Origin of the sequence: Kineococcus gypseus, assembly GCF_050871305.1 — a bacterium.
Classification (GTDB): domain Bacteria; phylum Actinomycetota; class Actinomycetes; order Actinomycetales; family Kineococcaceae; genus Kineococcus; species Kineococcus gypseus.
Map to the genome: position 1 here is coordinate 19,541 of NZ_JBJLRD010000022.1, position 24,223 is coordinate 43,763.

25 protein-coding genes and 1 pseudogene are annotated in these 24,223 nt (G+C 71.0%); 9 read left to right on the forward strand and 17 right to left on the reverse strand.

Features of this window, described 5'->3' with window-relative positions:
- Nucleotides 1-12: 12 nt before the first annotated feature.
- The 4 genes from ACRYMN_RS10360 (at nucleotide 13) to ACRYMN_RS10375 (ending at nucleotide 3,167) form a co-directional block, all read left to right on the forward strand.
- On the forward strand, nucleotides 13-669 hold the full coding sequence (locus ACRYMN_RS10360; protein ID WP_432494670.1) for a hypothetical protein: 657 nt from the start codon (nucleotides 13-15) through the stop codon (nucleotides 667-669).
- A gap of 131 nt (nucleotides 670-800) precedes the next feature.
- Nucleotides 801-1,544, forward strand: coding sequence for a hypothetical protein (locus tag ACRYMN_RS10365; RefSeq protein ID WP_432494672.1), 744 nt, complete (start codon nucleotides 801-803; stop codon nucleotides 1,542-1,544).
- Between the two features lie 82 nt (nucleotides 1,545-1,626).
- Nucleotides 1,627-2,223: a prepilin peptidase gene (locus ACRYMN_RS10370; RefSeq protein WP_432494674.1), complete on the forward strand. Its 597-nt coding sequence runs from the start codon at nucleotides 1,627-1,629 to the stop codon at nucleotides 2,221-2,223.
- Nucleotides 2,220-3,167, forward strand: a complete 948-nt coding sequence (locus tag ACRYMN_RS10375; protein ID WP_432494676.1) for an ABC transporter ATP-binding protein — start codon at nucleotides 2,220-2,222, stop codon at nucleotides 3,165-3,167. The genes ACRYMN_RS10370 and ACRYMN_RS10375 overlap by 4 nt, the downstream gene beginning before the upstream one ends.
- Nucleotides 3,168-3,234: 67 nt before the next feature.
- On the opposite strand, the gene ACRYMN_RS10380 is transcribed toward ACRYMN_RS10375, so the two are convergent.
- The 7 genes and pseudogenes from ACRYMN_RS10380 to ACRYMN_RS10410 all read right to left on the reverse strand — a co-directional run bounded on the left by ACRYMN_RS10380 (nucleotide 3,235) and on the right by ACRYMN_RS10410 (nucleotide 10,384).
- The gene (locus ACRYMN_RS10380; protein ID WP_432494678.1) at nucleotides 3,235-4,329 is read right to left on the reverse strand and encodes an LGFP repeat-containing protein; all 1,095 of its coding nucleotides are present in this window, start codon (nucleotides 4,327-4,329) and stop codon (nucleotides 3,235-3,237) included.
- Nucleotides 4,330-4,672: 343 nt separating this feature from the next.
- A complete protein-coding gene (locus tag ACRYMN_RS10385; protein ID WP_432494680.1) occupies nucleotides 4,673-4,945 on the reverse strand; it encodes a hypothetical protein in 273 nt (90 codons plus the stop codon).
- Nucleotides 4,946-4,964: 19 nt separating this feature from the next.
- Nucleotides 4,965-6,323 carry an outer membrane protein assembly factor BamB family protein gene (locus ACRYMN_RS10390; protein ID WP_432494682.1) on the reverse strand — a complete coding sequence of 453 codons (1,359 nt, stop codon included), beginning with the start codon at nucleotides 6,321-6,323 and terminating at the stop codon, nucleotides 4,965-4,967.
- Between the two features lie 348 nt (nucleotides 6,324-6,671).
- Nucleotides 6,672-6,803, reverse strand: a pseudogene (locus tag ACRYMN_RS10395) (NAD(P)-dependent oxidoreductase); the annotation flags it as partial.
- A gap of 83 nt (nucleotides 6,804-6,886) precedes the next feature.
- Nucleotides 6,887-8,779: a hypothetical protein gene (locus ACRYMN_RS10400; RefSeq protein WP_432494684.1), complete on the reverse strand. Its 1,893-nt coding sequence runs from the start codon at nucleotides 8,777-8,779 to the stop codon at nucleotides 6,887-6,889.
- A complete protein-coding gene (locus ACRYMN_RS10405; RefSeq protein ID WP_432494686.1) occupies nucleotides 8,776-9,252 on the reverse strand; it encodes an ABC-three component system middle component 2 in 477 nt (158 codons plus the stop codon). Before ACRYMN_RS10405 ends, ACRYMN_RS10400 begins: the two co-directional genes overlap by 4 nt.
- Complete coding sequence (locus tag ACRYMN_RS10410) at nucleotides 9,236-10,384, reverse strand: ABC-three component system protein (RefSeq protein WP_432494688.1); 1,149 nt, start codon at nucleotides 10,382-10,384, stop codon at nucleotides 9,236-9,238. The genes ACRYMN_RS10405 and ACRYMN_RS10410 overlap by 17 nt, the downstream gene beginning before the upstream one ends.
- A gap of 251 nt (nucleotides 10,385-10,635) precedes the next feature.
- Here ACRYMN_RS10410 and ACRYMN_RS10415 point away from each other — a divergent pair, with 251 nt between their 5' ends.
- A complete protein-coding gene (locus ACRYMN_RS10415) occupies nucleotides 10,636-12,174 on the forward strand; it encodes a competence protein CoiA family protein (RefSeq protein ID WP_432494690.1) in 1,539 nt (512 codons plus the stop codon).
- Between the two features lie 187 nt (nucleotides 12,175-12,361).
- Here ACRYMN_RS10415 and ACRYMN_RS10420 read toward each other — a convergent pair whose 3' ends face one another.
- A complete protein-coding gene (locus ACRYMN_RS10420) occupies nucleotides 12,362-12,592 on the reverse strand; it encodes a hypothetical protein (RefSeq protein ID WP_432494692.1) in 231 nt (76 codons plus the stop codon).
- 20 nt (nucleotides 12,593-12,612) lie between these two features.
- Entirely contained in the window at nucleotides 12,613-13,014 is a 402-nt protein-coding gene (locus tag ACRYMN_RS10425; protein ID WP_432494694.1) for a hypothetical protein, read from the reverse strand.
- A gap of 572 nt (nucleotides 13,015-13,586) precedes the next feature.
- Between ACRYMN_RS10425 and ACRYMN_RS10430 the strand changes: the two genes are divergently transcribed.
- The gene (locus ACRYMN_RS10430; RefSeq protein ID WP_432494696.1) at nucleotides 13,587-14,114 is read left to right on the forward strand and encodes a hypothetical protein; all 528 of its coding nucleotides are present in this window, start codon (nucleotides 13,587-13,589) and stop codon (nucleotides 14,112-14,114) included.
- On the opposite strand, the gene ACRYMN_RS10435 is transcribed toward ACRYMN_RS10430, so the two are convergent.
- The 4 genes from ACRYMN_RS10435 to ACRYMN_RS10450 form a co-directional block, all read right to left on the reverse strand.
- Complete coding sequence (locus ACRYMN_RS10435; protein ID WP_432494698.1) at nucleotides 14,076-14,459, reverse strand: hypothetical protein; 384 nt, start codon at nucleotides 14,457-14,459, stop codon at nucleotides 14,076-14,078. The genes ACRYMN_RS10430 and ACRYMN_RS10435 overlap by 39 nt on opposite strands.
- Nucleotides 14,460-14,735: 276 nt before the next feature.
- Nucleotides 14,736-15,641 carry a permease-like cell division protein FtsX gene (gene ftsX, locus ACRYMN_RS10440; RefSeq protein ID WP_432494700.1) on the reverse strand — a complete coding sequence of 302 codons (906 nt, stop codon included), beginning with the start codon at nucleotides 15,639-15,641 and terminating at the stop codon, nucleotides 14,736-14,738.
- 216 nt (nucleotides 15,642-15,857) lie between these two features.
- Nucleotides 15,858-16,628 (reverse strand): hypothetical protein, encoded by a 771-nt coding sequence (locus ACRYMN_RS10445; RefSeq protein ID WP_432494702.1) that lies wholly within the window; start codon nucleotides 16,626-16,628, stop codon nucleotides 15,858-15,860.
- A 248-nt stretch (nucleotides 16,629-16,876) separates the two neighbouring features.
- On the reverse strand, nucleotides 16,877-17,374 hold the full coding sequence (locus tag ACRYMN_RS10450) for an RNA polymerase sigma factor (protein WP_432494704.1): 498 nt from the start codon (nucleotides 17,372-17,374) through the stop codon (nucleotides 16,877-16,879).
- Between the two features lie 391 nt (nucleotides 17,375-17,765).
- Between ACRYMN_RS10450 and ACRYMN_RS10455 the strand changes: the two genes are divergently transcribed.
- From ACRYMN_RS10455 to ACRYMN_RS10465, 3 genes are all read left to right on the forward strand, one after another.
- Nucleotides 17,766-18,215 (forward strand): hypothetical protein, encoded by a 450-nt coding sequence (locus ACRYMN_RS10455; protein WP_432494706.1) that lies wholly within the window; start codon nucleotides 17,766-17,768, stop codon nucleotides 18,213-18,215.
- 156 nt (nucleotides 18,216-18,371) lie between these two features.
- Complete coding sequence (locus tag ACRYMN_RS10460) at nucleotides 18,372-18,581, forward strand: hypothetical protein (protein WP_432494708.1); 210 nt, start codon at nucleotides 18,372-18,374, stop codon at nucleotides 18,579-18,581.
- A gap of 62 nt (nucleotides 18,582-18,643) precedes the next feature.
- Entirely contained in the window at nucleotides 18,644-19,069 is a 426-nt protein-coding gene (locus ACRYMN_RS10465; RefSeq protein WP_432494710.1) for a transposase, read from the forward strand.
- Nucleotides 19,070-19,076: 7 nt separating this feature from the next.
- On the opposite strand, the gene uxaC is transcribed toward ACRYMN_RS10465, so the two are convergent.
- From uxaC to ACRYMN_RS10485, 4 genes are all read right to left on the reverse strand, one after another.
- On the reverse strand, nucleotides 19,077-20,504 hold the full coding sequence (uxaC, locus tag ACRYMN_RS10470; RefSeq protein ID WP_432494712.1) for a glucuronate isomerase: 1,428 nt from the start codon (nucleotides 20,502-20,504) through the stop codon (nucleotides 19,077-19,079).
- Nucleotides 20,505-20,585: 81 nt separating this feature from the next.
- Nucleotides 20,586-21,677 (reverse strand): Gfo/Idh/MocA family protein, encoded by a 1,092-nt coding sequence (locus ACRYMN_RS10475; RefSeq protein WP_432494714.1) that lies wholly within the window; start codon nucleotides 21,675-21,677, stop codon nucleotides 20,586-20,588.
- Nucleotides 21,674-22,903, reverse strand: coding sequence for a Gfo/Idh/MocA family protein (locus ACRYMN_RS10480; protein WP_432494716.1), 1,230 nt, complete (start codon nucleotides 22,901-22,903; stop codon nucleotides 21,674-21,676). The genes ACRYMN_RS10475 and ACRYMN_RS10480 overlap by 4 nt, the downstream gene beginning before the upstream one ends.
- A 197-nt stretch (nucleotides 22,904-23,100) precedes the next feature.
- A complete protein-coding gene (locus ACRYMN_RS10485; protein ID WP_432494718.1) occupies nucleotides 23,101-24,198 on the reverse strand; it encodes a Gfo/Idh/MocA family oxidoreductase in 1,098 nt (365 codons plus the stop codon).
- Nucleotides 24,199-24,223 lie beyond the last annotated feature (25 nt).

Sequence of the window (24,223 nt, forward strand, 5' to 3'; positions counted from 1 at the left end):
GAGCTGCGCACCATGGCACTGAGCAACGAGACCGACTCTCAGCAGGGCACCCCCAGCCCGGCCGTCAAGCGGTCCGGACGCCGTGGCCTCCTCTGGGCTGTCGCGGCGCTCGCGGTGCTGCTCCTCGTGGCCGTGGTCGGCTTCCTCGTCACCGGCCGCGACCAGGAGCCCACAGTGGCCCCGAGCGCTGCCGCCACCGTGGACGCGGCCGCCAGCCAGGCCGCGATGGACGCCTCCTGGCAAGCCACGCAGGACTACTACGCCGCCTTCGACCGCGCCTCGCAGGCCGCCAGCCTCGAGGGCATCGACATGGCGGCTTCGGCGTGGCCCGCGGAGGTGGACACGGTTGCACGATGGATTCAAGGACTTGCGAGCGCCGCCCAGCACCAGACCGGCGACTCGGTCGTCTTCTTGACCTCGCAGGAGTTCGTGCCGTCCAAGGACCCGGCCACCGCCGGCGACCCTGCCTACGGGCAGGTCGTGCAGCAAGTCTGCTTGGACACCAGCGGTGTGGACCTCGTCGACGACGCCACCGGGCAGAGCGTGCGCGCCCCGGCTCCGGGCAATACCGAGATCATCACGCGGTCCCCGGCCACGATCACTGTCGAGCGCACCGGTGGCGTCTGGAAGGTGCGCAGTAAGAACGTCGACTACGAGACGACGTGCTGACCTGGGCGCGACAGGCACTGGCCGCCGCCTCGCTCGCCTTGACGGCGGGGCTCGCGCTCGCCCCCGCGGGTCATGCCGCCGCCCCCGCGGGCGGCGGCGCTGTCGAGTGTGAGAACGGTCAGTGCAGAGTTGTGGTCACCACTCCCGGCAACGCCGGCTCCTCCAGGCCGGGCACCGGCGGCGGGGGACGCAAGACCATCCAGCCGGTGGGGCAGCGCAAGGCGCCGACCATCCCCGACGACCCGACCGGACAGCGGGTGCGCACGGTGGAGTGCTCCACGGTGCCGGGGTACTCGTGCCTGGTCGCCGACGACGGCACCGACTTCTTCACCAACCTGCCGTACACCCCGCCGGCTGATGCTGCGCCCGGCGCCGCTCCTGCACCGGTGATCATCGACCCGGCGCAGGTGGCCGCGCTGGCCGTGGCGCGCCTGCAAATCCAAGCCCCGGACGTGCAACTGGTGCCCAAGCCCGAGCCAGGCGGGTTCGGCTTCATCGGCCTGCCGGTGTGGCTGTGGACCCCGCAGGCGCAGTGGCAGCCCATCAGCGCCACCGCCTCCATCGCCGGGGTGACGGTGACCGCCACCGCGCAGCTGTCCACCATCGACTTCGACATGGGCGACGGCGCGGTGGTGCGCTGCGAGAGCCCGGGGCTGCCGTACCAGGCGTCCTTCGGCGACCGTGACTCGCCCACCTGCGGGCACCGCTATAGCAAGACCTCCGCGCACGAGCCGAACCAGGAGTACACGATCACGGCGACCGCCAACTACGACGTCACGTGGGCCGGCGCCGCCACCGGCTCGACGACGTTGGACGCGACCTCTAACACGGCGCTGGCCATGGGCGAGCGCCAGATCCTGGTCACCGTCGGCTGACGCCCGCCGACCCATCACCGACCTGCCACCCGGGAGCAGCGTGACGACCACCGCCGCCATGATCGCTACGAGCAGCACCGCTGTGCCTGCCGACCTGCTCGCGGGCCTGCTGGGGGCCGTGGCGGCCAGCTTCGCCGCCCTGGTGGCCGCCCGCCTGCCCGCTGGCCTGTCGCTGGCTGAGCCCTCGTACTGCGACAGTTGCCAGCGCCGGCTGCGCTCGCAAGAACGCGTACCGGTCGCCAGCTGGCTGCTGCTGCACGGGCGCTGCCGCAGCTGCCGTGCGGCGGTACCCGCGCGCTACGTCCTGGCCGAGGTCGCCTGCGCCGCGGCCTGGGCGGTGCTCGCCTACGTGCTGCCCGGCGGGGCAGCGCTCGCCGCGGCCCTGCTGACCACCTGGCTGGTCCTGCTCGCCCTGCTCGTGCGCATCGAGCACCCCGCTGGCACCTCGGTGCGCTCGCGGCCGCCGGCGCAGCTGCTGGCTGCGGTGCTGCCGGCGGCCGGGGTGGTGGCACTGCTGCAGTCGCTGCTCGCTCAGCTGCACGTGCAGCGGGGGCCGGCCCTAGCGTGGGCCCTGCTCGGCGTTGGGGCCTTGCTGCTCGGTGCCCTGCTGTCCACCCGGACGACCGAGCCTGCCCGCTCCACCGCGTCCGCCCGGTCCACGCTCAGAAGCTTCCGGTGATCGAAGTCGCGGGCCTGCGCAAGGTCTACCGCGCCGCCCACCGCGACGTCGTCGCCGTGGACGAGCTCACCTTCAGCGTGCGCCCGGGCGCGGTCACCGGCTTCCTCGGCCCCAACGGCGCCGGCAAGTCCACCACCATGCGGATGATCGCCGGGCTGGAGGCACCCAGCGCCGGGCACGCCCTCGTCGCCGGTCGGCCCTTCACCGAGCACTCCCGGCCGATGTCGGCGCTGGGAGTGCTGCTGGAGGCCAAGGCCATGCACCCTGGACGCACCGCGCGCCGCCACCTGCAGGTCCTGGCCGCCACCAACGGCCTGGCGGTCCGCCAGGTCGACACGGTCCTCGAGCTCGTCGGACTGGCCGACGCCGCCGAGCGCCGCGTCGGCGCCTTCTCCATGGGCATGGGCCAGCGCCTGGGCCTGGCCGCGGCCCTGCTGGGGGATCCAGCCGGCGTGATGCTGGATGAGCCACTCAACGGCCTGGACCCCGACGGCATCGTGTGGATGCGCGAGCTGCTGCAGCAGATGGCCGCACAGGGCCGCACCGTCTTCCTCTCCTCGCACCTGATGAGCGAGATGGCCCTGACCGCCGACCACCTCATCGTCGTCGCCGGCGGCCGGCTGCTGGCCGACGAGAGCATGAGCGACTTCCTCGCGCGAACCCCCAGCGGCGTGCGCGTCGCCTCCCCGCAAGCCGCGCAGCTGCGCGAGGCGCTCGAGCAGCTTGTAGCGCACCGGCGGGCAGCGGGTCACCCCGCAGCACTCACCGCCGGACCGCCCGCGCCCGCCGGGTCCCTGATCGTCCAGGGGGTGACCGCAGTGGAGATCGGGCGGGCCGCCCAAAACGCCAGCGTTGTCCTCAGCGAGCTGGTCACCGTACAGCCGTCCCTGGAGGAGGCGTTCATGAAGATGACCACCGCACGCGTGAGCGCGCACACGCAGTGAGGGCTTCGCGGGATGACCCCGCGAAGCCCTCACTGCAGCAGCTGTCGCCAGGCAGCTTCGGTGCGCGTCACACGGCGATGAACTCCACGTCCTCCACGAACCAGCCGTCCAGGCGCTCGGCCATGCCCAGCACCAGGTAGGAGGACTCGTAGGGCCCGTAGAGGCGCTCGTAGGTGAAGTAGCACTCCATGCCCGCGGCGGACTCCACGTAACCGCTGAAGTCGGAGCGCTCGCAGCTGGAGAAGTTGAACCGCCACTCCGGGTCGTCCTCGACGCCCCACATCTCGCTGGTTGCCCGCATCGAGGCGTAGTCCGCGCTGACGTCGGGGCTGTCCTGCTCCCAGCCGCGAACGAAGCACTGCGCGGCCTGCGAAATGGAGGCCGTCTGGTGCGGCACGGGGCAGCCCGGGATGCCAGAGTCGGTGAGGGTTCGGTTGACCCGCGCTCCGGTGCCCGCGCTCCACTCGATGAAGCCGCGCTCGAAGTTGACGCGCTTGCCGCCTGGGATGTCGAACTCGCTGGAGGTGGGGAAGCCCAGCTGTCCGCTCTCCCAGCCGGTGGCTGCCCACGCGTCGCGGATCGCGCCCCACACCACGTGCGCGCCGATGCCCGGTCCCCAGTAGATCGAGCCGCCCTGGAAGACGTTATAGGCCCCGCGCCCGTTGGGGGTGGGGATCTGGCTGGTGGTGGGAAAGCCCAGACGGCCGTTCTCCCAGCCGGCCCAGGCGTACGCGTCACGAATCAAGCCGCGCACCGCGTGCGCTCCGGTGACGGGGGAGAAGTAGATCGAACCGCCCTCGAAGGCGTTGTAGGCGCCGCGCCCGTTGGGGGTGGTGATCTCGTTGGTGATGGGAAAGCCCAAGTAGCCGTTCTCCCACCCCAGCCGGCCCCAACCTGCGCGGATCTCCCCGTGCGTCTCCCACGCGCCCGTCCACGGGGACCAGTAGATGGAGCCGCGGTCGAAGGCGACGTAGGCGCCCTTACCGTTGGGGGTGCGGATCTCCGGCGAGCGCGGGGCACCGAGTAGGCCGGCTTCCCCGCCCAGGGCGTCGTAGCGCACCCCGATCTCCCCGCCGACTCGAGTGTCGGCCTGCGCCGGCGCCGCCAGCACCAACGAGGCCACGGCGGCGGCCACGCCGCCGAGCACACGTCCCAGTCTCATAGTTGCCTCCCAGCAATCACCGGCACCCTAGCGAGCACGCGTGCTGGCGGAGGCTCGATGAGCAAGGTGCCGGCGATCTGGTCGGGCACCGGCCGCCGGCACGGCCGCGCCGCGCGCACGACGGAGGCGGCACAGCGACGTGCGCACGGCGTGAGGCGCGCTGCGCGCATCAAGCGGCCGGTTCACCGGCGGCGACGTCGGCGTCCGGCAGCAGCAGGCCCCGAAGCAGCATCGCCCGTCGCGCGTCCACACGCAGCACGTGCCAGCGCTTGCTGCTGCTCTATGGGCCGCACAGGTACTCGAGGTGCTCGGCGGGCGGCTGAGTGCGGCCACTGCTGTCCGCTTAGTGCAGCTCCCGTATCCACTGCAGCAACTTGCACGCCACCGGCGGGATCTCGTAGCCCTCCGGCTCGCCGTCGACGGGGGAACGGCCGATGGGCATCACGGTCACCCCGGCCATCGCCAGCCCCTGCTGCATGTCCGCGGGCAGGAGGTCGTCCTCACGCAGCCGCAGCGCCCGGTTGCGGGTGGTCTGGTCCGCATCGGCCCACCAGGAGCGCACCGCCTCCGCCTGCGTCATGCCGCCAGCTTCCCGGGCGAGCAGCTGGACGCTCAACTCGACCGCTGCTCCATGCTCAGCCGATGGGGGTGTAGGCGCTGACGCTGCCCTCGCTGTCCACGGCGATGCCCACCCGGTCGTTGACGAGCACGGGTGCGGCGCCGGGGGAAACCTCCCGGTCCGCGCCGGTCTTGGCGTCCAGCACGACGGGGCCGTTGGTGGTGGTGCCGTATACCGCGCCGTGCCAGGCGGTCCTCAGCGCCGGCGCGACCCGCCGGGAGCCGTCCTGCGGCAGGTTCCACAGGCGGGTGCCGGCGGTGCCGTCGTAGGCGATGACGGCCGAGGCGGCGGCGCCGGCGTTCGTGCTGCATACCCCGGTGCCGGCGCCGTCGTCGTGGCAGGCCAGCGTGATGCCGGTGCGCCCGGTGGGGATGGTGTCGGTGACCGTGCCGGTGCCGGCGTTGAGCACTTGGAAGACGTTCTCGCCGGAGGCGTAGTCGTTGACGTTGACCCCGGCCAGGGTGGGGCTGACGGCCGAGGCGCTGACCAGGCTGGTGCCGGTGGGCGCCTGCCAGCGCAGCGTGCCGTCGGCGGCGTTCAGCGCGCTCAGCAGCCCGTTGTCGCGGCGGGGGTCCTGTTCGTTGGCCTGGTTGCCCAGGACGACGTCGCCGATGCGGGTGGCCTGCAGCAGGTCCTCGTGCTGCCAGCGCTGCTGTCCGTCCTCAGGAATCAGGGCCCAGGTGATCGCCTGCTTGAAGCCGCCGTCGACGGTGACGACCACCTCGCCGCCGGGGGCCTCGGTGGCACTCGTCCCAGCCTCACCTGCGGCGCTGCTGGTGCTCGAGGCGGCTAGGACCTTCACCACGGGCGCGGAGGCGGTCTCCTCCTGCGCCCACTGCGGCAGCTCCAGCGTTGCCTGCCACGCCTGCTCGCCGGTGGCGGTGTCCACGGCGAGCACCTCGACGACGCGGTGCTCCGGGGTGGTCCCGGACGCCGGCTGCGTGACGACGAAGGCGGCCACGGCCAGGGAGGTGGTGCCCGTGCGCACCAGCGCCGGCGCGCTGAGCGGGCTAGGACTGCCGGAGGCGGGCACCACGGGCGCGGTGGGGGAGTGCAGGTCGCCGGCCTTCCCGCTGACCAGGTCCATCACCTGCAGGCCCTGCTCGGTGCTCAGGTAGCCGGTGAGGTCTTGCATGCTCAGGGCCAGGTCGTCCACGAGTTGCCCGCCGAGGGAGACCTTCCCGGCCGCGGCCTGCTCGGGCAGGGCGATGCCGGTGGGGTCGAAGCGCACCGGCGGGTCGAAGGAGGCCCGCTGCACGCTGGGTTCACCGCTGGGCTCGCCGGTGGGGGAGGGGGCGCCGGACGGCTCTTCGCCGCTGGACGACGAGCAGCCGGCCGCGGCCAGGCTGAGAGCTGCTGCTGCGGCCAACGCCATCGACCACCGCATCGAGCCACGCGCCGGCCGGCGCGGTGTCCTGACGTGCACGTGGTGCATCCTGCCGCCTCTCCGACGTCCCTCGGCGGCACCACACCGGCGCTGGGCGGGCCGTGCCTGCCCCGTGGAGCGGTACCTCGATCAGACTGCAGTGTGTCAGCGGGTGCCGACGTGGTGCCTCACGCGTCGGCGGGCGCGCCCCGGTCGACCCACCGTTACGGGCATGGCCTGCCCTCCCTGTGCCGGTGCACCATTTCAGATGTGGCTAGCTACGGGTGGAGCATCGAGATCGGCGGGGCTATGGAGTCGGGCGCGCGGTACACGCGAGGACCGACGCTGTAGCGGCGGTCAGGTCAGGCGCCAGCTGTGCTCTGGTTCGAAGCCGAGGAGACGACGAACCTTGTCGATGGACAGCAAGGTGTCATTGGAGCCGGGGATGGGGGTATAGAGAACTTTGGGGTAAACTTCCGCGACGAGCTCATACCTCGCCGGTGCTCCTGCTGCGTTCTGCTCAGCATGGTCATCAAGCCAAACATGAAGCGTTCGCCGCGTCACTCGCACCCTTACAAGGGGTAGAAACCTGATCGGCCGCTGTCCGAACTGCCGGAGAAGTAGATAGTGGCGCAGCCGGGAGCACTCACCGGTGGGGGCGTCTGGTTTTCGATGACGATGCACTGCCCGGTGTGGATGGTGGACAGGTAGCGGTAGAAGGCGCGGGCGACTGATCCGCTGAGCAACTCATCGTCCTGCGTGGACAGCGGGTCGGTGCCGCTCAGTTGATCGGCGGATTGAGCCACGACCTGTTCCGATGCGGACGCCGATCCCTGCTCCGCGTCCCGGTAGGTCAGGACCGGGGTGTCCAAAGCTACGAATCCCGGGTGCGGAAGGTCACGCTCGGTGCAGAACTCGCTGAGCGCGATGCTGAAGGCCGCGTGCAGGACAGAGCGCATGCCCTTGCCGCGCGATTCCCGGCTGCGCTGCTGCATCGTGATGGCCGGCGCGGTGGTGAAGGTGAAGCTGGCATCCGACGCACCGGGAACTTCCCACTGCGTCAGGACGCTGCGCAGTGTGCGGGACAGGTCCTGCTGGGTGGCGCTGGTGATGCCATGCCCGACCGCATCGCTCGCTGTTGGGCGCTCCTGGGCGACGCTGGCGCGCAGTGCCTCCAGATCGCCGACGCGCGCCCACAAGCCCGACCACTGCTCCAGCTGCGAGCGTCGCTCGATCAGCTGGTGCAGCGAGGTTTGTGCTGGCTGCAGGGCTTGGTCTAGGTCGCTGGCCTCGCGGATGCTGGACTCCAGCTGCGGTGCGAGCCCGAGAAGGCGTTCTTCAGCCTCGAGCAGCTGAGCGCGCAGGCCCGCGAGTGTCTCGGCCAGGTCGTCCTGCAGAGCCTGCGTCTTCGCCGTCTCCGCATCGACGGCGCTGGCCAGCTGCACGGTCTCGTAGATGGCGTGCTCACGGCGCTGGTGGCGGGTGTCGGCACCGCAGAAGACGCACGACTCGGTGTCGAAGTACCCCAGCAGCGTGCCCGTCTCCTTCACCAACTGCAGCCGCGCCAAGTCCGCGGCGTACTGCTGCGCCAGCAGCGAGAATCGACCCAGCAAGGCGCCCGCCTCCGCAGCACGCTCCTGGGCCGTGGCCTGCTCCTGGCGCAGTCTCCTGCTGCGCTCCACGGCACGTTCACGCTGCGCCAGCACACCGGCTATGGACTCCGAAGTGGCCTCGATGGCGTTGTTAACGCGGGTGAGCGACTGCCGGCCCTCCTCGGCGTCGGGTGCTCCTTGCAGCTGAGCGCGGAACTGCTCGACGGCACGCTCGAGGACCTGCAGCTGTGCTCGGTTGACCCGCCGGAAGGCGGTCGCGTCCTCGCCGGCGACCAGGTTAGAGTCGTCCTGGCCCTCCAGGAGCAACTTCAGGGCGGACCACTCCACGGGGCGCTGGATCGGTTGGCCGCTCTCCACCGGTGAGGTCACCGACTGCATGCGTTCCTCGTCGATGAGCACGAGGTGAGCGATTTGGCGAAAGCTCATCGGTTGCAACACGTTCCGCTTGTTCTTGCGCAGCTGCGCGCCGGCGATGCCGAGCTCGTCGAGCAGGAAGCGCGAGATGTTGGCCGGGTTGTTGCCGTTGTGCTTGCCGATGAGCACCTGATCGGCCGGGCGCTGGGGGAGACTGCGCAAGTCTTCCTGGAAGACGCTGATGCGTCCTCCGCGCAGCTCACGAGCCAGCGTCACCACGGCGCCGTCGGCGAACTCAATCCCCAGAAGCATAGTGCGGTACCCCTGGTCTTGAGGCACCGAGCGCAACTCGCGCTTGCCCAGTACGAAGTCGACGGCGTCCAGCACGTAGCTCTTGCCGGTCTCGGAGGCGCCGTAGATGACCGTCAGGCGCGGCGCGAACTCCACGACGGCGGTCGGGCGCCCGGGACCCACGGCACTCAGGTGCAGCAGTCTCATGCGTGCTCCGCCTTGTCGTCAGGGGTCAGCGCGAACTCCTCGGCCCACTGCTGAGACACCGTGCGCATCCGAGTGCGGATCTGCTCGGTGCTGAGGTCGGCGAACTCCGCCACGGCCCACTCGGCGATGGCGGACAAAGACCGCATCATCGGTGACGAGATCAGGCGCAGGAACGGGGCCGCCTCCTCGCCGGCACGAAAAGTCAACCCCTTTTCGCTGGTCACCACCTCCACCATGCCGGCCCGGGCCATCAGCTGCGCACCGTGCTCGAGCACGGTGCGCTTCAAGCCCAGCTCACCGCTGCGCGTGGAGACCGCGGGCAGCAAGCTGGGCGGGCCACCTAGGTCGGCGCTGTGCAGCAGGCAGTGGTCCATCAAGACCAGCTGGTCTAGGTCCAGGGTCCGCGGGAAGCACGCGGTCAAGACGACCAGGACGCGCACCCCCAGCTCCAGGGGGCTATTGAGCGGCTGCATGGCGCCACCTCAGCCGGTGCTCGTTGGCCAGCTGGTGACAGATGCCGGTGCGATCTCGCACCTCGACCACCGGCAGGAGCCCGTTAGCGGTCAAGGACAGCTGGCGGGCGGCCGTGGCGACCTCGTGCAGGCGCTGCAGCCCGTCGCGGTGCTCCTGGTCGTGCACGTCGACCACGCCGTCGAAGATTTCCTGCTGCAGCGCGCCGAAAGTGCCCTCGGGAACGGAGTCGCGGGCGAAGACCCGCAGCGCTTCAGCGCTGTAGAAGGCCGCACGATGGCGCAGGTAGTGGGCGCTGACCTGCTGGTGATCCATCGCCTGCCGGTGGGTGAAGCTCTGACCGTGCCGCTCGGCGTAGGCGGCCAGTAGCTCGGCGAGGTAGCGCTGCTCATGGGCAGAGGGGTCGACGCTGGGGCTCGGGGGAGCGGGGCGGGCAGGCAGGGGCACCCCGAAGCGGGCGGTGTGCCAGCGGGTGCGCGAGTGCTGCTCGACCAGTTCGTGCAGCTCGATGGTGCCGAACACGGTGAAGTCGGCCTCGGCGATGAAGGCGAGGACCTCATCGCAGGAGTGCTCGCCGAGCTGCTTGGCCAGGGCGCTGCGCTCCTTCGTGATCTCCTGGCGCAGCCCCCGCTTCAGTCGTGAGGCTGAGTGCAGCAGGTTGGCCAATGTGGTGCCGTACCCCTTGGGCGCTACGAAGCGGTAGCGGCGCGGCCAGGCGTAGTACCCGGCCAAGGCGCCCAGCACGATTTTCAAGATCTCCGGGTAGGCGTCACTGGGCAGCAACGCCCTGCTGTAGTGCTTGCACTGGTAGCAGTCCCACTCGCCCTCAAAGCCGGAGTCGTCGAGGAAGCCGGCGACATCCACGCCGTGGTCGTTGGCGCCTCCGCTGCGCATCACCTGCCGGTAAGGCAAGGTGGTAGCCCACTCCACGACGAACTCCTCCCACTGCACGTCGTCGTAGATGGAGATGCGCTGAGCGGGGAGCAGCAGCGGTTGGCTCGGCGGGGGAGCCGGCGCGGGCCGGCCCAGCGAGTGCTGACCCACCGGGGCCGGGGCGCGCAGCGGCTGCAGCGCGACGCCCTCGCTCACACCACCCTCACCCGCGACGTCGTCGTCGGACAACTGCTCGGTCACTGGCCCTCCCCGGGGCACAGCCTGTCACAAGCGCCGCCGTGAGCAGGTGCAGGGGCGCAAGTTCAGCCGCGGCCTGCCGCATCTCGTCGGCGACTCGGCCGCCACCGGGCGCGCGAGGCCCCGGCACGCGCTTCGCACCGGCACCCGCGCGCGCCGACGACGCCGTCAGCGCCGCACCACCGGGCGCCGGTGCGTGCCGCGCCCGGACCGCGACGGCGGACAGTGTCGGTGCTCAGCGCCACGCTGGCGCGGTGATCGAGCCGTCGAGGGAGAAGAGCGCAGTGAGCATGGAGCGTGGACGGCCCCGCTACGCCGTCGTCGACGGACCGGCCGGCCAGGTCACGGTCCCAGTGCCCGGCAACCGTGCTGCAGGCGTGCGGCTGCGCACGCAGCACCCAGGAGGCTTCTGGTGTAGCACCAGCGCAGGTGGTTGCGGGCGCCGGCTGCTGGTGGTCGCCGGTGCAGTGCGCGCCCCCCACTTCCGCCACGAGCGCGATCGAGCCGACGGCTGCCTGTCGGCACACAATGCCCAGGCGCTCGAGCGCGGCTACGCGCACCTGGCCATCCAGCGGCAGCTGCAGCATTGGCTCAGCGCCCAGGGATACGAGGCGCGCCTGGAGCGCCGCTTCAGCGACGGCACCCGCGCTGACGTCTACGTGCGCCCGGCCACCGCGGAGCCCGGCGTTGAGGAGCGCATGCGGTGGAGCGTGCGCGACCCCGGCGCCGGCTTCGACCTCGCCCTCCTTCCACAGGCCCTCGAGGCGCCGTCGATGGCCTCACCGGCCTCACCGGCCTCACCGGCCTCACCGGCCTCACCGGCCTCACCGGCCTCAGTGGCACACGCACGGCCAGCGGTGGGCACGCAGACGCTGGAGGTACAGCTGTCCGCCCTGCCATGGGCGCGGGTGCTGGAGCGCGATGCTGGCTACCGCCGCCACGTCGCCGTCGTCACCTGGATTTTTGGGGAGCAGCGTGAGCGCGAGGCGCTAAGCATGCGCCAGCAGCGCGGGGTCAGCTTCCAGGTGCGCACCCGCACGCGCACCCCAAGCCAGCCGCCTGCCCCGCCGGGCGCAGTGAGCACGCCCGCAACAGCTCAGAGCACCTCGACGCACGGAATCCAAGGTGGACCGGGTAGCGACCCGGCCCCCGAGGAGCTGTTCGGGGTGGAGATCGGCACCCACCATCCTGGCCGGGTGAGCTGGCACCCCCTGAGCGAGTGCCACCTGGATGGGCAGGGCGTGTGGACGCCCACCCGCGAGGAGGCACTGGCCGAGCACCAACAGGCGGAAGCCGCCCACCGAGCCGACGACGAAGCCACGCGCACCGCGTCCGCAGGGCGGCACCTAGAGCTCCGGCGGGCTGAGCAGGCGCGTCGACTGGTGCGCGCCGCCCGCCGCGGCGCTGCCTCGACCGCGGACCCGGAAGCTGAGCGCGGTGACGGGCGCGATACAGAGCGCCGTCGATGGCGATCCCTGCCCCCAGTGCCGCCGAGCCGGCCGAGCCCCACCCGCACGGTGCAGGGCTTCGCCAACGTCCACCCCGAAGCCGGTGACTTCATCCCTCCGCAAGGTTGGGCGTGGCTGCAGCAGCTGCCCGGAAGGATGCACCCTGCGGCGCGTCTGATGGCCTACCGCGCCGTCGTCCTGATCGACAGCGGTCCGGTGAGCGACCTGTCCTTCGACGACGTCGATGACCCGCACGGCTTGATCGTCGCTGCGCTGGAGCAGGCAGAGTTCATCGAGCGCACCGCGCGCGGTTGGAGGCGCGCCGACCCGACGCGGAATCGGTGACGCTGGTGGGCCTCCGCAGAGATTCACCGCGCCAAGAGAGGCTCGGCGCCGAGAAACGGGGCGGTACCGAGGAACAGGGCGGTACCGAGGAACAGCGATTCGATCGGTGGGCTACAGCAGGTCAAGCACGCCCCGTATGTGCTGTGGCTCAGTCAGCAGGGGAGTGGCCTCGGCCTTCGAGCCGGTTTCAGTGCTCGGTGACCTCGTCGCCAGTGTGCGTGTGATCTACGGCGGGAAGCTGCTCGGCCAGGGGAGCGGTACGCGAGTCCACCGCGGCGTCCTGGCTGACGTCGGCGGGCACCGGGTCCCCGGCACGTTGCAGCATCGCCTGCAGTGCGCGCGCGGCCAGGACGTCGGCGTAGGTGAGCTCAGCGGGGGTGCCTACCTCGCCGGGCGCCAAAGCGTGTGCTCGTGCCATCAGTGACCCTCCCGTCCCGCTCAGTCCCGTGCCGCCCGACGGCGGCGCTGCTGCTCACGCATCGTCGCCATCACCGCCGCCATCATCCTCGCATCCGCCGCATCAGTAGACCCGTCGGCGGCCAGCTGCTGCAAGAGGGCCCACCCGGGTGCCGCCCGTGCCTCGTCACCGCTGTTGATCTCCGCGCACGCCCACTCAAAGCGCTGCCACAGCTCCGACCGGCGGGCGGAGCGGTCGGTGTCGGCATGGCTGGCGCGAGCCTGCTGGAGCTGCTCACGTGCTTGATCACGGGCCTGCTGAAGCTGGCGCTGAGCTTGCTCACGGGTCCAGCGCAGCGTCCGGGCGTTCTGTACCCCCTGAGTGATCAAGGCGGCGACGGCGACCACCGCGGTGATCAAGGTGCCGATCAGGTCGCCATCCACACGGGTACGTCTACCAGTCGCGCGTCTGTATCCAAACCGCGGGGCGTGCGTCGGCGAGGTGCCCGTGGAGAGCTGGTCGCCTCGACGGCGACGCTGGCAAGCACCCGCCGAGGCGTCCGCTCGAGATGCAGGCTCAGGCTCATCTGGAGGGCGTGGTCGTGATCGCGGGCGGCGTTCTGTTCACAAGGGCGCGCCCATCCTCGGCGTGGGTGGCTACGTCGATGCTGGCTAAGGCATGACCGGCCGGTACCGATCCGCCGCGCGCAGGTTGCGCGTGCGAGTTCTAGTGAGGTCGGCGACGGGAGCCAGTGCTGGGCCGTCGGCGGAGCTGCCGAGGACCTGCCCGAAGGAGTTAAGAAGGGGTCGGGGTCCTTCTCCACAGCCGTAATGAGCATAACCGGCAATATGATTTAGCAACGTTCAAGCGGAGTTCAGGATTGCTCGTGTGCCGATTGGTACCCGCTCGTACGGGGCGCAGGGTGCGCTCCGGTAGAACAGGTACCCACGCGCTGCACACTGCGCGCGGTGGCCCCGACGGCGGGTGGAACGAGAAATCGCGCGAGGAGGTAGTGGTGGCGGCGCTGGCGTTGCGCGTGGACCCGATCGCCGACGCCGGTGAGCTGGCGCGGTTCTGGGCCAAGGTCGTCAAGGGCCCGGGCAGCGGGGACTGCTGGCTGTGGACGGGGGCCATCTCCGATGACGACTACGGGCGCTTCTACCTCAAGCGCGAGGGGCGGGCGCGCTGCGTGCGGCCCAACCGTTACGTCCTGGCGGCGGTGCTGGGTATGGACCCGGCGAACGTGGCGGTGGCCGAGCACGCGGTGTGCGACGTGCCGCTGTGCGTGCGCGTGGCAGGCGATGCCACCGGTCACGTCTGGCCCTCCACGCAAGCGCTGAACCTGGCGCGCATGGCGATGCGCTCTCGCGGCGGTGGGCCCTGGTGGAACTGGCGCTGGCGCGGCGGGGACCGCGCCTCGACCGCTGCGCGGTCCAGGGCCCTGCGCAGCGCGGTGGCTAACGGTTGGGATGCCACTGCGGTGCGGGCGGTGCTCGATGCCCCGCTACCGGGGCAGGGTGTGCTGCAACTCTTCGACGACTGACCTCGGCTTCAGCGCACCTGTGATCACCCGGGCATCCTGTGGTGGCCGCCCGGGGTCAGTGCTGGGCGGGTGGTCGTGAGCGTGCAGGTGGGTTGGCGCGTGGTCGCCGAACCCGGTGGAGGCGACGGTGTGCGCGGCACTGCTCGCAGCTGGCGCTTGGCGCGGTGCCGGTGGTGTCCAGCCGGCGACGGCGCCCAGCAGCAGCGCCACCGGCACGGCGGCCATCAGCAACGTGAGCCGCTCGGTGCGTCCGGCGGGGGCGAGCAGGGGGACCAACGTCAAGGTCGCCAGGGAGGCGGCGCTGATGCCCAACGCCTTGCGGGTGTGGAACCGCGACACCGTCACCTGCCTCCTCATGCCTCGTGCAAGGACGTCAGTGTCGCCTACTTCGTGGGTGCCGTCACCACCTCGCGCGTGGTGGCCCACTCGGATCCACTGCCGAGCAGCACCTACTGTGCGCAGCCGGGCGAGCCGGTCCTGGGCGCAGGTGCCCTGCCCAGCACCACTCAGGTGCAGCGCTGGACGCCACTCCGGTGCTGGCTCGTGCTTGAACCGCTTCGATGTGCTCGTCGTGCCACGGGTGGGGCCGAGGCGCGGCGGGTAACTGCGGGAGCAGGCCGCTCACACCTGCAGCCAGCGCCGCAGGCTGGCCAGGGAGGCGACCGCGGCGATGAGGACACCCACGGCGAGCATGACGGGCAGGGCATGGCGCAGGACGTCCTCGCCGGCGACGAGGCGGATGGTGAAGTCCGGGCGGGCGCTCAGGCGGCTGACGCCGAAGCGCACCGCGGCGTACAAGGTGGCGGCGGCCAGCAGCGCGCCGGTGACGGTGGCCACGACCGCCTCGAGGACGAAGGGCAGCTGGATCATCACCCGGGAGGCGCCGATCAGGCGCATGATGCCCACCTCGCGGCGCCGGCTGAAGGCGGTCAGGCGGATCGCGGTGGAGACCAGCAGCACCATGCACACCAGCATGAACCCCGACAGGGCCAGCGCGAGAGCGGTGATCGCGTCGAACGCGGCGAACAGCGGGGCGAGCACCGCGCGCTGGTCGGGCACGTCCTCCACCCCGGGCGCCCCGGCGAAGGCGGCGCGCACCTGCTCGTAGCGATCGGGCTCGGCCAGGCGCACCCGGAAGGACTCCGGCAGCACCTCGGGGGTGACGTCGGCGGTCAGGGAGGTGTCGTACATGCGCAGGAAGTTGCGGTACGCCTGCTCCTGCGACTCGTAGAAGACTTCCTGCACCAGCGGTGAGGCTTCCAGCTGGGCGCGGATCGCGTCGCGCTGCTCGCTGGTGAAGGCGCCGGTCGGGCACGCTTCAGCGGGGCTGGCCTGCCCGCACAGGAAGAGGGAGACCTGCACCCGGTCGTACCACTGGCCCTTGAGGATGCCCACCTGCTGCTGCAGCAGCAGCCCGGCGCCGAGGAAGAACAGTGAGATGGTGCTCACCATCACCACCGCGATGCTCATGGTGAGGTTGCGGCGCAGCCCCGCGCCCATCTCGCGCGCGATGAACCCCGCCCGCATCAGTGCACCCCCCAGGCACTCGTCACACGGATCTCGAGAGCTCGCGCAGCAGGTGCCGGCGCACCCGGCGCCTCGCCCGGGGTGGACAGCGGACGCGGCGCGGTGCTCACGACGCGGCGCCCACGGTGCTCACGGTGTGGTGCCCATGGTGCTCACGATGCGGTGCCCACGGTGCCCACGGTGCCCACGGTGCCCACGGTGCTTACAGCACGCTGCTCACGGTGCGGTGCTGCCGGTGGCGACCTGCTCGCCGGCGGCGTCGACGGCGCGCCAGGTCACGGGCTCGTCCATGGTCTCGATGCGCGGGGTGGCCCACCAGATGCCGCCCTGCACGACGGCCTCGAAGGTGTACCCGGCGGCGGTGGTCAGGTTCACGGCCGTGATGCGCCCGCCGGTGACGCCCTTGACGTCCAGCAGGTAGGTGCCGTCCGGCGCACCGATCGGCAAGGACCCCCAGGCGCGCTCCAGGGTGCCGGCCGCCTCGAACTGCTCCATGCCCGTCACGCCCGCACCCGTCCCGGCGACTTCGGTGCACATCCACGTCTGGCCCGTGCCGGTGTGCTGCAGCGCCACAGCCTGGGAGAGCTCACCGGCCGCGGCGAAGACGGTGCGGTACTCACTCAGGGCCTGCTCACCGGCGCCGGCGGCCAGGGCCGCCTCGCGCTGGGCGGGATCGGTGTCCGCCCCCGCCTCGGCGTCGTAGGCGCACCCCGGTGCCATCGCGGCCAGCTCCGGCGGCAGCGCGGCGGGGTCCTCGGGGTGCACCTGCGCGCTCTCGTCCCCGGGACCGGCGTCGAGCTGGCCGGGGGCGGCGGACACGACGCGCACACTGGAACCCTGCTGCGACAGGTGCGGCCAGGCCACCGTGGCGGTGACGAGCACGGCCGCGGCCACCAGGGCGCTGAAGCCCCACACCCGCCGCGCCCGGCGCCGCTGGTGCACCCGCACCCAGTGCTGCTGACGCTGCCAGTCCAGCTCACTGGCCAAGGAGTACCCCAGACCTTGTCCCAACCCCTGCCTCAGGCCTTGTCCCGACCCTTGTCCCAGCCCCTGCCGGCGGGCTCGGGCGGCCACGTCCTCCAGCTGCTGCTGCACCCGCACCGCACGCGCGTCCCCTGCGGCATCGCCGCGGGCAGCGTTGACCCCAGGGGTGTCGGCATCCTGGGAGTTATGGGAGCCCTGGGAGTCGTCGGGGTCCTGCGAGTCGCGGGGGTCTCGGGGGTCTCGGGGGTGGCTCATGCCAGCTCCTCCAGGTCGGCGGCCAGCGCGCTTTGGGCGCGTGAGATGGTCGACTTCACGGTGCCGATGGGCACCTGCAGCGCCTCGGCGACCTCGGCCACGGACAGGTCCAGCCAGTAGCGCAGCACCAGCGCCTGGCGCTGGCGCACCGGCAGGCGGCGCACCGCGGCCAGCAGGTGGTCCACCCGCTCAGCGGCCAGCACCACCTCCTCGGCCGAAGCCGGCGCCGCGCTGCTCTCACCGGGGGTGCGGCGCACCACGCGCAGGTGCCGCAGCCGCGAGGTGGTCAAGTTCACCGCGGTGCGCCGCACGTACGCCAGCGCCGCCGCCGGCTCGTGCAGGCGGGCGTGGTGCTGGTGCAGGCGAGCGAAGGCCTCCTGCGCGATGTCCTCAGGATCGTCCGCGCCCAGCAGCGCGGCCAGGCGCACCGTGGCCCGGAAGTGGTGCACGAACAGCACCCGGTGCGCCTCGCCGGCACCGGCACTGACCCGCACCCCGCCCGCGTCAGCGCCCTGCCCGGTGCCGGCGTGCGCGCCGTCGGCCTGTGGGCCGCTGCAGGCCTGACCGCGCGCAGCTGCGAGGGCATCGCCCGACGTCCACCGGCGCCCACGGCCACGCCCGGCATGGACCGGTCCACCCGCCCCGTCGGGGCGGTCGTCCCAGCCGCTGCCGGCGGCCGCGTCAGCTCTCACACCCTCTAGACGCCCCACTGACCCGAACGTTCCACACCGATCCGCACCACTCTTGAGCGGTTGCGACCGCACTCAGGGCTGCGTTGACCGGTTGAGACCGCCACCGTTTCTGAGACGGTCAGGACCAGCCAGACAGCCATATCAGCACGCGTTGGCGCAGCGTTCGCCGAGCGTCGGCGGGCATGCTGCCGCGGTGACCACCCACAGCTCCAGTGGTGCCGCCGACTGGGACGCCCCCCGGCTGGCACGACTGGCCGACCACGTCGAGGAGCGCTTCGGCGCTGCTGTCGAGGTTGGCCGCTCCGCCGACGACGCCTCCGTGGACTTCACCCCTCGCCAGGGCGCGTGCCCGCTGCACTGGACGCAGTTCGGCGATGAGCTGATCCTCGGGATCGGCTCAAGGTCGTGCCGCTGGGAGCTGGGCACGGGGGACGACGACCTCGCCTTCATCGAGGTCGTCGTCGAGGCCGTGGCGGCCGGCAGGGTCTTCGAGCTTTTCGGTCCTGCCCGCTGGCAGGTGACGGTGCGCTTGGCCGACGGCAGCCGGGCGCGCACCAGCTCCGGCATGGGGCTGCGCGGGTGCTTGCCCGTGCCGGGGTGGACCCGCCGGGCCCGCCGGGTCGACTACCTGCCGTACGCGTAAAGCGCGGGGCCGACCCTGGCGACGTCCCGGTCCTCGATGTGAGGGCGCACCTCACCGGCCGGCTGCTCCGTCGCAGAAGCGACCAGTCTTGAGATGAGGGTGCCGCATCGACGGTAGAGCGAAGGTGCGACAAGCCTGGACGGCGCGACCGATGGCGTGGTGCTCGACCGGGTCACGGAGCTGGTGTCGGACGAGCTGTGGCAGTGGGTGCAGCCGTTGCTACCCCAGCGACCGCCGCGCCGCTTTCGCCACCCCGGGCGCCTGCCGCGCGATGAGTGCGCCGCGCCGGCCGGCATCATCCACGTCCTGATCACCGACGGCACCTGGGCCAAGTACCGACCGAGCAGTTGGGCTGCTGCAGGGTGACGTGCCAGCGACGGCTGAGGGACTAGACCGAGACGGGCGTGTGGCCCCAGCTTCACCAAGTCGTGCTCGATGAGCTGCGCGCCGCGGGGAAGCTGGGCCTGGACACGGTGGTGGTCGGCGGCTCGCACATGCGCGCGCTCACAGGGGGGGCTCACGACGACCTTCGGCCGGTAAACCGCGCTCGTCACACCTCCAAGCACCACCTCCTCACCGACTCCCGCGGCGATCCGCTGGTCGTGACGCTCGCCGGCGGCCACCGCCACGACATGACGCAGCTGTTACCGCTGGTGGATGTCCTCCCCGTTATGCGTCGTGTCCGCGTCCAGCCACGCCTGCGTCCGCACTACCTCTACGCCGATCGCGGCTGCGACTGCGACGTCTACCGTCGCGCCCTTCGTGAGCTGGGTATCATCCCGCCCATCGCCCGCCGCGGCGTCGTCCACGGGTCGGGACTGGATCACACCCGCTGGGTGGTCGAGCGCCGCTGACGAAGAATCACAGGGTGTAGGCCTCGAGCTTGAAAGCGTGCACGGGAATCTCCGACACGAGTCGCCGGGCGATATCGATCGCCTCATCTTCGGGCAACTGATGGGTTACAACGAGGTGAGCGAGGTGGGCGGCGTCGGCTCGCCGGGACATGTCGTGCCGAGCGGGGATGGAGCAGAAGGCCCGGGTGTCGTCGATGAAGCCGGACGTCTTCGTGAAGCTGGCGGAGTCGGTGACTGCGGCGCGGAAGCGAGCGATAGCGGCCGGGGAGTCCAGGAACCACCAGGGGGCTCCGGCGTAGACGGTGGGGTAGAAACCAGCCAGCGGTGCGATGTCGCGCGAGAAAGTTGTCTCGTCCACCGTGAACAGGATCAGGCGCAGCTGGGGATGCGTCCCGAAGGCGTTGAGCAGCGGCGCCAAGGGGCGGGTGAAAGAGGTGGCATCGGGCAGGTCGTGGCCGGTGTTGGGTCCGTGGGCGCGCAGCGTGGGCAAGTGGTGGTTGCGGATGACCCCCGGGTGCAGTTGCATCACCAGGCCGTCCTCGCAGGACATCTCCGCCATGCGGAACAGCATGTTGTGACGGTAGGCGGTCGCGTCAGCGACGCTGACCTGACCGGTCAAAGCGCTGCGATGAATGCGCTCGGCCTCCGCAGCAGTGAGCGGTGTGGAGCCGGCATCCGGAACGCCCATGTCTGAGGCCGTGGCTCCATGCGCTGCGAACACCGCCCGCCGTTTGCGCAGGGCCTCCAGCAGTCCGGAGTAGGTTTCGCAAGACGTGTCGCTGCTGGCGGCCAGGTCTGCCAGTGCTGCTGTCCAGCCGACGGCGGTGGGGTCGAAGTACCGGTCGGGGCGGAAGGTGGGCACGACGTGCCCCGAAAAGCTCGGATCGGCTCGCAGGGCCCGATGGGCGCTCAAGTCATCGGCTGGGTCGTCGGTGGTCGCCAGGAGCTTCAACCCGAAGCGGGCGAACAACGCCCGGGGGCGGAAGGCGTCGGATGAGAGCATCTGACACAGGTGGTCGTAGATCCTGTCAGCCGTGGCAGCCGAGGGTGTCTCGCGCACCCCGAACAGTTCGCTCAGCTCGGTCTCCAGCCACCAGCGCACGGGAGTTCCAGCGAACACTGGCCAGTGCGTGCACAGGAGGCGCCAGATGGCGCGGGCGGACGTCTCTCCCGGCCGGCCCTCCTCCTCGCAACCCAGGTCGCGCAAGGACACGCCGTGGGCGTGCAACAGGCGCGTGACGTAGTGGTCAGGGGTGATGAACAAGGCGGCGGGGTCACTGAAGGGCTCGTCGTCGACCAGCATCGACGGGTCGACGTGGCTGTGTGGAGAGTAGATGGCGGTGCCCGCCACGGACTGGTACAGCCGGCGGGCGACCGATCGCGTGGCCGGATCGGCAGGCAGGAGCCGGTCGGGGGACAGGACCAAGTCAGTCATGGATCACTCCGAAGGGACGCGATGACGTCGGGCTCGAGGCGGTGAGCTCCGGGTGGACGTGCGCTCACGGGACGGGGGTGGTCAGGCGACGGGGCGCGTGGGTGTGAGGTCGACCGCGTTCTCCTGGGCGTGCAGGGCCACCTCGATCGCCGTGAAGGCGTGCTCCTGGGTCATCGCCGTCTCGGTGCCGGTCAAGCAGTCGCGCACCAGTTGACCGAAGAAGGGGTACCCCACCTTCCCGGTCACCTCGTAGTGCGTCTCCTGCTGCCCGTTGGCGAGGAACAGGTGCCCGGGGCCCTCCGATGTCCCGATGTTGAGGTACTTGCGCTGCTCGATGAACCCTTCGGTGCCCAGGATGAAGGTTCGCCCGTCGCCCCAGGTCTGCAGACCATCGGGGGTGAACCAGTCGCAGCGGAAGTAGCCGGTGGCGCCGGTATCGGTGACGAGGTTCGCATCGCCGAAGTCGTCCAGGCCCGGGTGTTGCGGGTGGGCGTAGTTGGCGATCTGGCTGGTGGCGACGCGGGCGGATCGAGCGCCGGTGTAGTGCAGGATCTGGTCGACGTTGTGGCTGCCGATGTCGACCAGGATGCCGCCGTACTTGTCCTTGTCGAAGAACCACGCCGGTCGGGCAGGAGCGTTGAGCCGGTGCGGACCCAGCCCGATGACCTGAAGGACTCGACCGATGGCGCCCTGCTCGATGAGCTGGCCGGCGAAGACGGCAGTCTCGACGTGGACGCGCTCGGAGTAGTAGACGGCGTACTTGCGTCCGGTGCGCGTCACCGCCTGGCGGGCAGCGGTGAGCTGCTCCTTCGTGGTCAGCGGCGCCTTGTCGGTGAAGTAGTCCTTGCCGGCATCCATGACCCGCAGGCCCAGGGCGCATCGTTCGCTCGGTACGGCGGCACCGGCCACCAGCCGGACGCGTGGGTCGCAGAGAATCTCCTCCTCCGAGCGGGCGACCCGTACCTGGGGGAATCGTTCCCGGAAAGTGGTGACCCTCGCCGGATCAGGGTCGTACACCCACGTCAAGGTCGCCCCGGCCCCCAGCAGGCCCGCGCACATGCCGTAGATGTGGCCGTGGGCCAGGCCGATGGCGGCGAACTCGAACTCACCGGCTCCCACGACAGGGTCTGGCAGTGGGGCGGGGGCGTACGCGCCACCGTCAGCAGCGCTCACCGGTCCGCCGCCTGCGAGCGGGTCAGGACCGCGGTCGGGCCTGCTGTGGCACCTGGAGCGCCGGCCGGAGTGCGAGGGTCCCCGGGAACGGTGATGGTTCCGGAGGTGCTGGCCACCGAGGTCGACTTTTCGAAGAAGCGCGGTGCCCGCTCGGTGAGGATTCCGGGCCGGTAGTACGGGTCGACGCCCGCCAGCGGCAGGTCGACCGTGCGCCGCTCGATACCGGCCTGGTAGATCGCGCTGATCAGCTCGATCGTGCGCCGACCGTCGTGCCCGTCGATGCTGGGGCGCCGCCGCGTCTCCAGTGCTGTGAGCACGTCATCGACCTGCCCCTCGTGGCCGGTGTGCGCCAGTGGCTCGCGCGAGGTGGCCAGCGCGCGCAGGTCCTGGGCGAGGGCGACGTCGCCGCCGGGGACGGGGAAGCCGTTGGGCTGTGCGATCTCGGCGATCACCTCCCCGTCCAGGCTGACGCTGGCGTTGCGGCCGTGCACGACGATCCGCTGGTGCTCGCCGTGGGAGACGACTGAGCTCGTGAGGGTCGCCAGTGCTCGTCGGTAGGCCAGGACGGCGACCGAGAGGTCCTCCACCTCGGAGTTCTCGTGGGCGGCGTTGGTCAACACGGCCGTGACCGCCTCCGGGGCGCCCAGCAGCCACAGCAGCAGGTCGACGTGGTGCACGGCGTGGTTGAGGGTGCACCCACCGCCTTCCTGCGCCCAGGTACCGCGCCAGGACAGGTCGTAGTAGCTCAGCCCGCGCCACCATGCCGAGTCGACCTGCACGTGGGTGACGGGCCCCATCAGCCCGGAGTCGAGCGCAGCCTTCAAACCCACCACGTCGTCGCGGAAACGGTTCTGCGCCACCGAGGAGAAGAACGCCCCGCTGCGCTCCTCCGCGCTCAAGATGGCGTCGCACGCCGCCAGTGACGGTGCCATGGGCTTCTCACACAGCACGTTCACGCCAGCGTGCAGGCAGGCGACGCTGACCTCCTCGTGGGTCGAGGGGGGAGTGCAGATGCTCACCAGGTCCACCTGCTCGCGGGTCAGCAGGTCCTGGTGGGAGCGGTAGACACTGGCCTGGTCCAGACCCAGCTCTCGCCTGCAGGCCTCAGCCCTCTCGGGCAGGACGTCGACGAGGGCGACGACGGTGCATCGTCGTGGGAAGGCGAGGTAGGCGCGCAGGTGGGACAGGGCGATGTTGCCGGTGCCGATGACGGCGACTTTGATCACGGTTGCTCCTGGGTGGGTGCGCGAGCTGCAGGTCGAGGTCGGAACCGGGCGAGCGGCCCAGTACCACTAGTGCCACTAGGACCCGGCCTGGTCCGCGCGGTGCTGGACGGGCGCGGGGCGGGGTGGGTAGCCGGGGATCGCTCATGGGACCCCAGGGCGCTGCCCGGTGTGCCGGGCGTCGGTGGCGCTGAGCCGGGTCACCTGCCGACTGAGCCCGCCCACGCCTCGCACGAGGTCACCACCTCCCGGCCCGTGCTCACCGCCGACTCGATGGCCGAGCTCAGCAGCTGGTCCTGGGCGGCATCGGCCAGCGAGTAGGGCCCGGCGGCCTCCTGACGAGACCAGGCGCCGACGCGTTGCAGCAAGGTGGCCATGGCGATCTCCTCGTCGGAGAGTCGGCACCCGGGGAAGGGGTTGCGGAACACCACCTGCCCCTCGACGGAGATCTGATCGATGTCCGCGCCCTGCACGTCCTGGTGGTGCCCGGTCTGGCGGCGCTCCAGGGAGGAGCTCAGGACGGTCGCGGCATCCGCCAAGCGCACGAGGCGGTCGTCGACGAGCTCGCCGACGCTGCCCCGCACGATCAACCGGCGCGTCCGCAGCGGATTGCGGGTCTGCGTCTCGGTGAAGTCGTACAGCCCGCAGCGCCCGTCGCCGAAGTCGAACGTGGCCACCGTGGTGGTCAGCGGGTGAGGCTGGGCGTCGCCGGTCCAGCCACTGCGCGAGATGGGGTTCGCCAGGGGGGCGGTGCTGGCGCTGGCGAGCACGCGCGCCCGTCGCGCACCGACACCCAGGAAGCCGCGGATGATCGACGTGGCGTGGTACAGCTGCGTGGAGGAGACCTGCACCGACGTCGGAGTGCCCAGCAAGCCGTTGCGAACCACCTGCAAGCGGGCGGCGTTGTGCGGGAACAGGAGGTACTGCTCCGCCACCTGCACCCGTTCGGCACTGCCGACCTCGTTCCACAAGGTCCTCAGTTCACCCATATCCGCCGCCGGCGGCGTCTCGGTGAGGACGGCCGCGCCCCGCCGCACCAGCTCGACCACGAGTCGAGCGGCAGCCAGCGCAGGCACCAGCACCATGACCAGGCTCGGTGACGTCTGCAGCAGGGCAGGGAGGTCGCGGTGGACGCGCAGCCCGCGCCGGGCGATCGGCACCGCGGCTCGTTCACTGCGGACCATCACCCCCGTCACCTCTAAGAGGTGGGGCAGTCGTCGCACGAGGTCCAGGTACAAGCCCGCCCGGTAGCCGCCACCCACCACGGCGATGCGGAGAGGATTCACGTCGGTACCCATCATCGTGACCTTAGGGGGAGATCGT

What these genes read in the sequence shown, in the direction of transcription:
- ACRYMN_RS10360 (WP_432494670.1), top strand. Translation starts at nt 13, where the DNA reads ATGGCACTGAGCAACGAGACCGACTCTCAGCAGGGCACCCCCAGCCCG.
- ACRYMN_RS10405 (WP_432494686.1), bottom strand. Translation starts at nt 9,252, where the DNA reads ATGCAGCCGCTCAATAGCCCCCTGGAGCTGGGGGTGCGCGTCCTGGTC.
- ACRYMN_RS10390 (WP_432494682.1), bottom strand. Translation starts at nt 6,323, where the DNA reads ATGGCGTTGGCCGCAGCAGCAGCTCTCAGCCTGGCCGCGGCCGGCTGC.
- ftsX (WP_432494700.1), bottom strand. Translation starts at nt 15,641, where the DNA reads ATGCGGGCGGGGTTCATCGCGCGCGAGATGGGCGCGGGGCTGCGCCGC.
- ACRYMN_RS10420 (WP_432494692.1), bottom strand. Translation starts at nt 12,592, where the DNA reads ATGGCACGAGCACACGCTTTGGCGCCCGGCGAGGTAGGCACCCCCGCT.
- uxaC (WP_432494712.1), bottom strand. Translation starts at nt 20,504, where the DNA reads ATGACTGACTTGGTCCTGTCCCCCGACCGGCTCCTGCCTGCCGATCCG.
- ACRYMN_RS10400 (WP_432494684.1), bottom strand. Translation starts at nt 8,779, where the DNA reads ATGAGACTGCTGCACCTGAGTGCCGTGGGTCCCGGGCGCCCGACCGCC.
- ACRYMN_RS10380 (WP_432494678.1), bottom strand. Translation starts at nt 4,329, where the DNA reads ATGAGACTGGGACGTGTGCTCGGCGGCGTGGCCGCCGCCGTGGCCTCG.
- ACRYMN_RS10485 (WP_432494718.1), bottom strand. Translation starts at nt 24,198, where the DNA reads ATGGGTACCGACGTGAATCCTCTCCGCATCGCCGTGGTGGGTGGCGGC.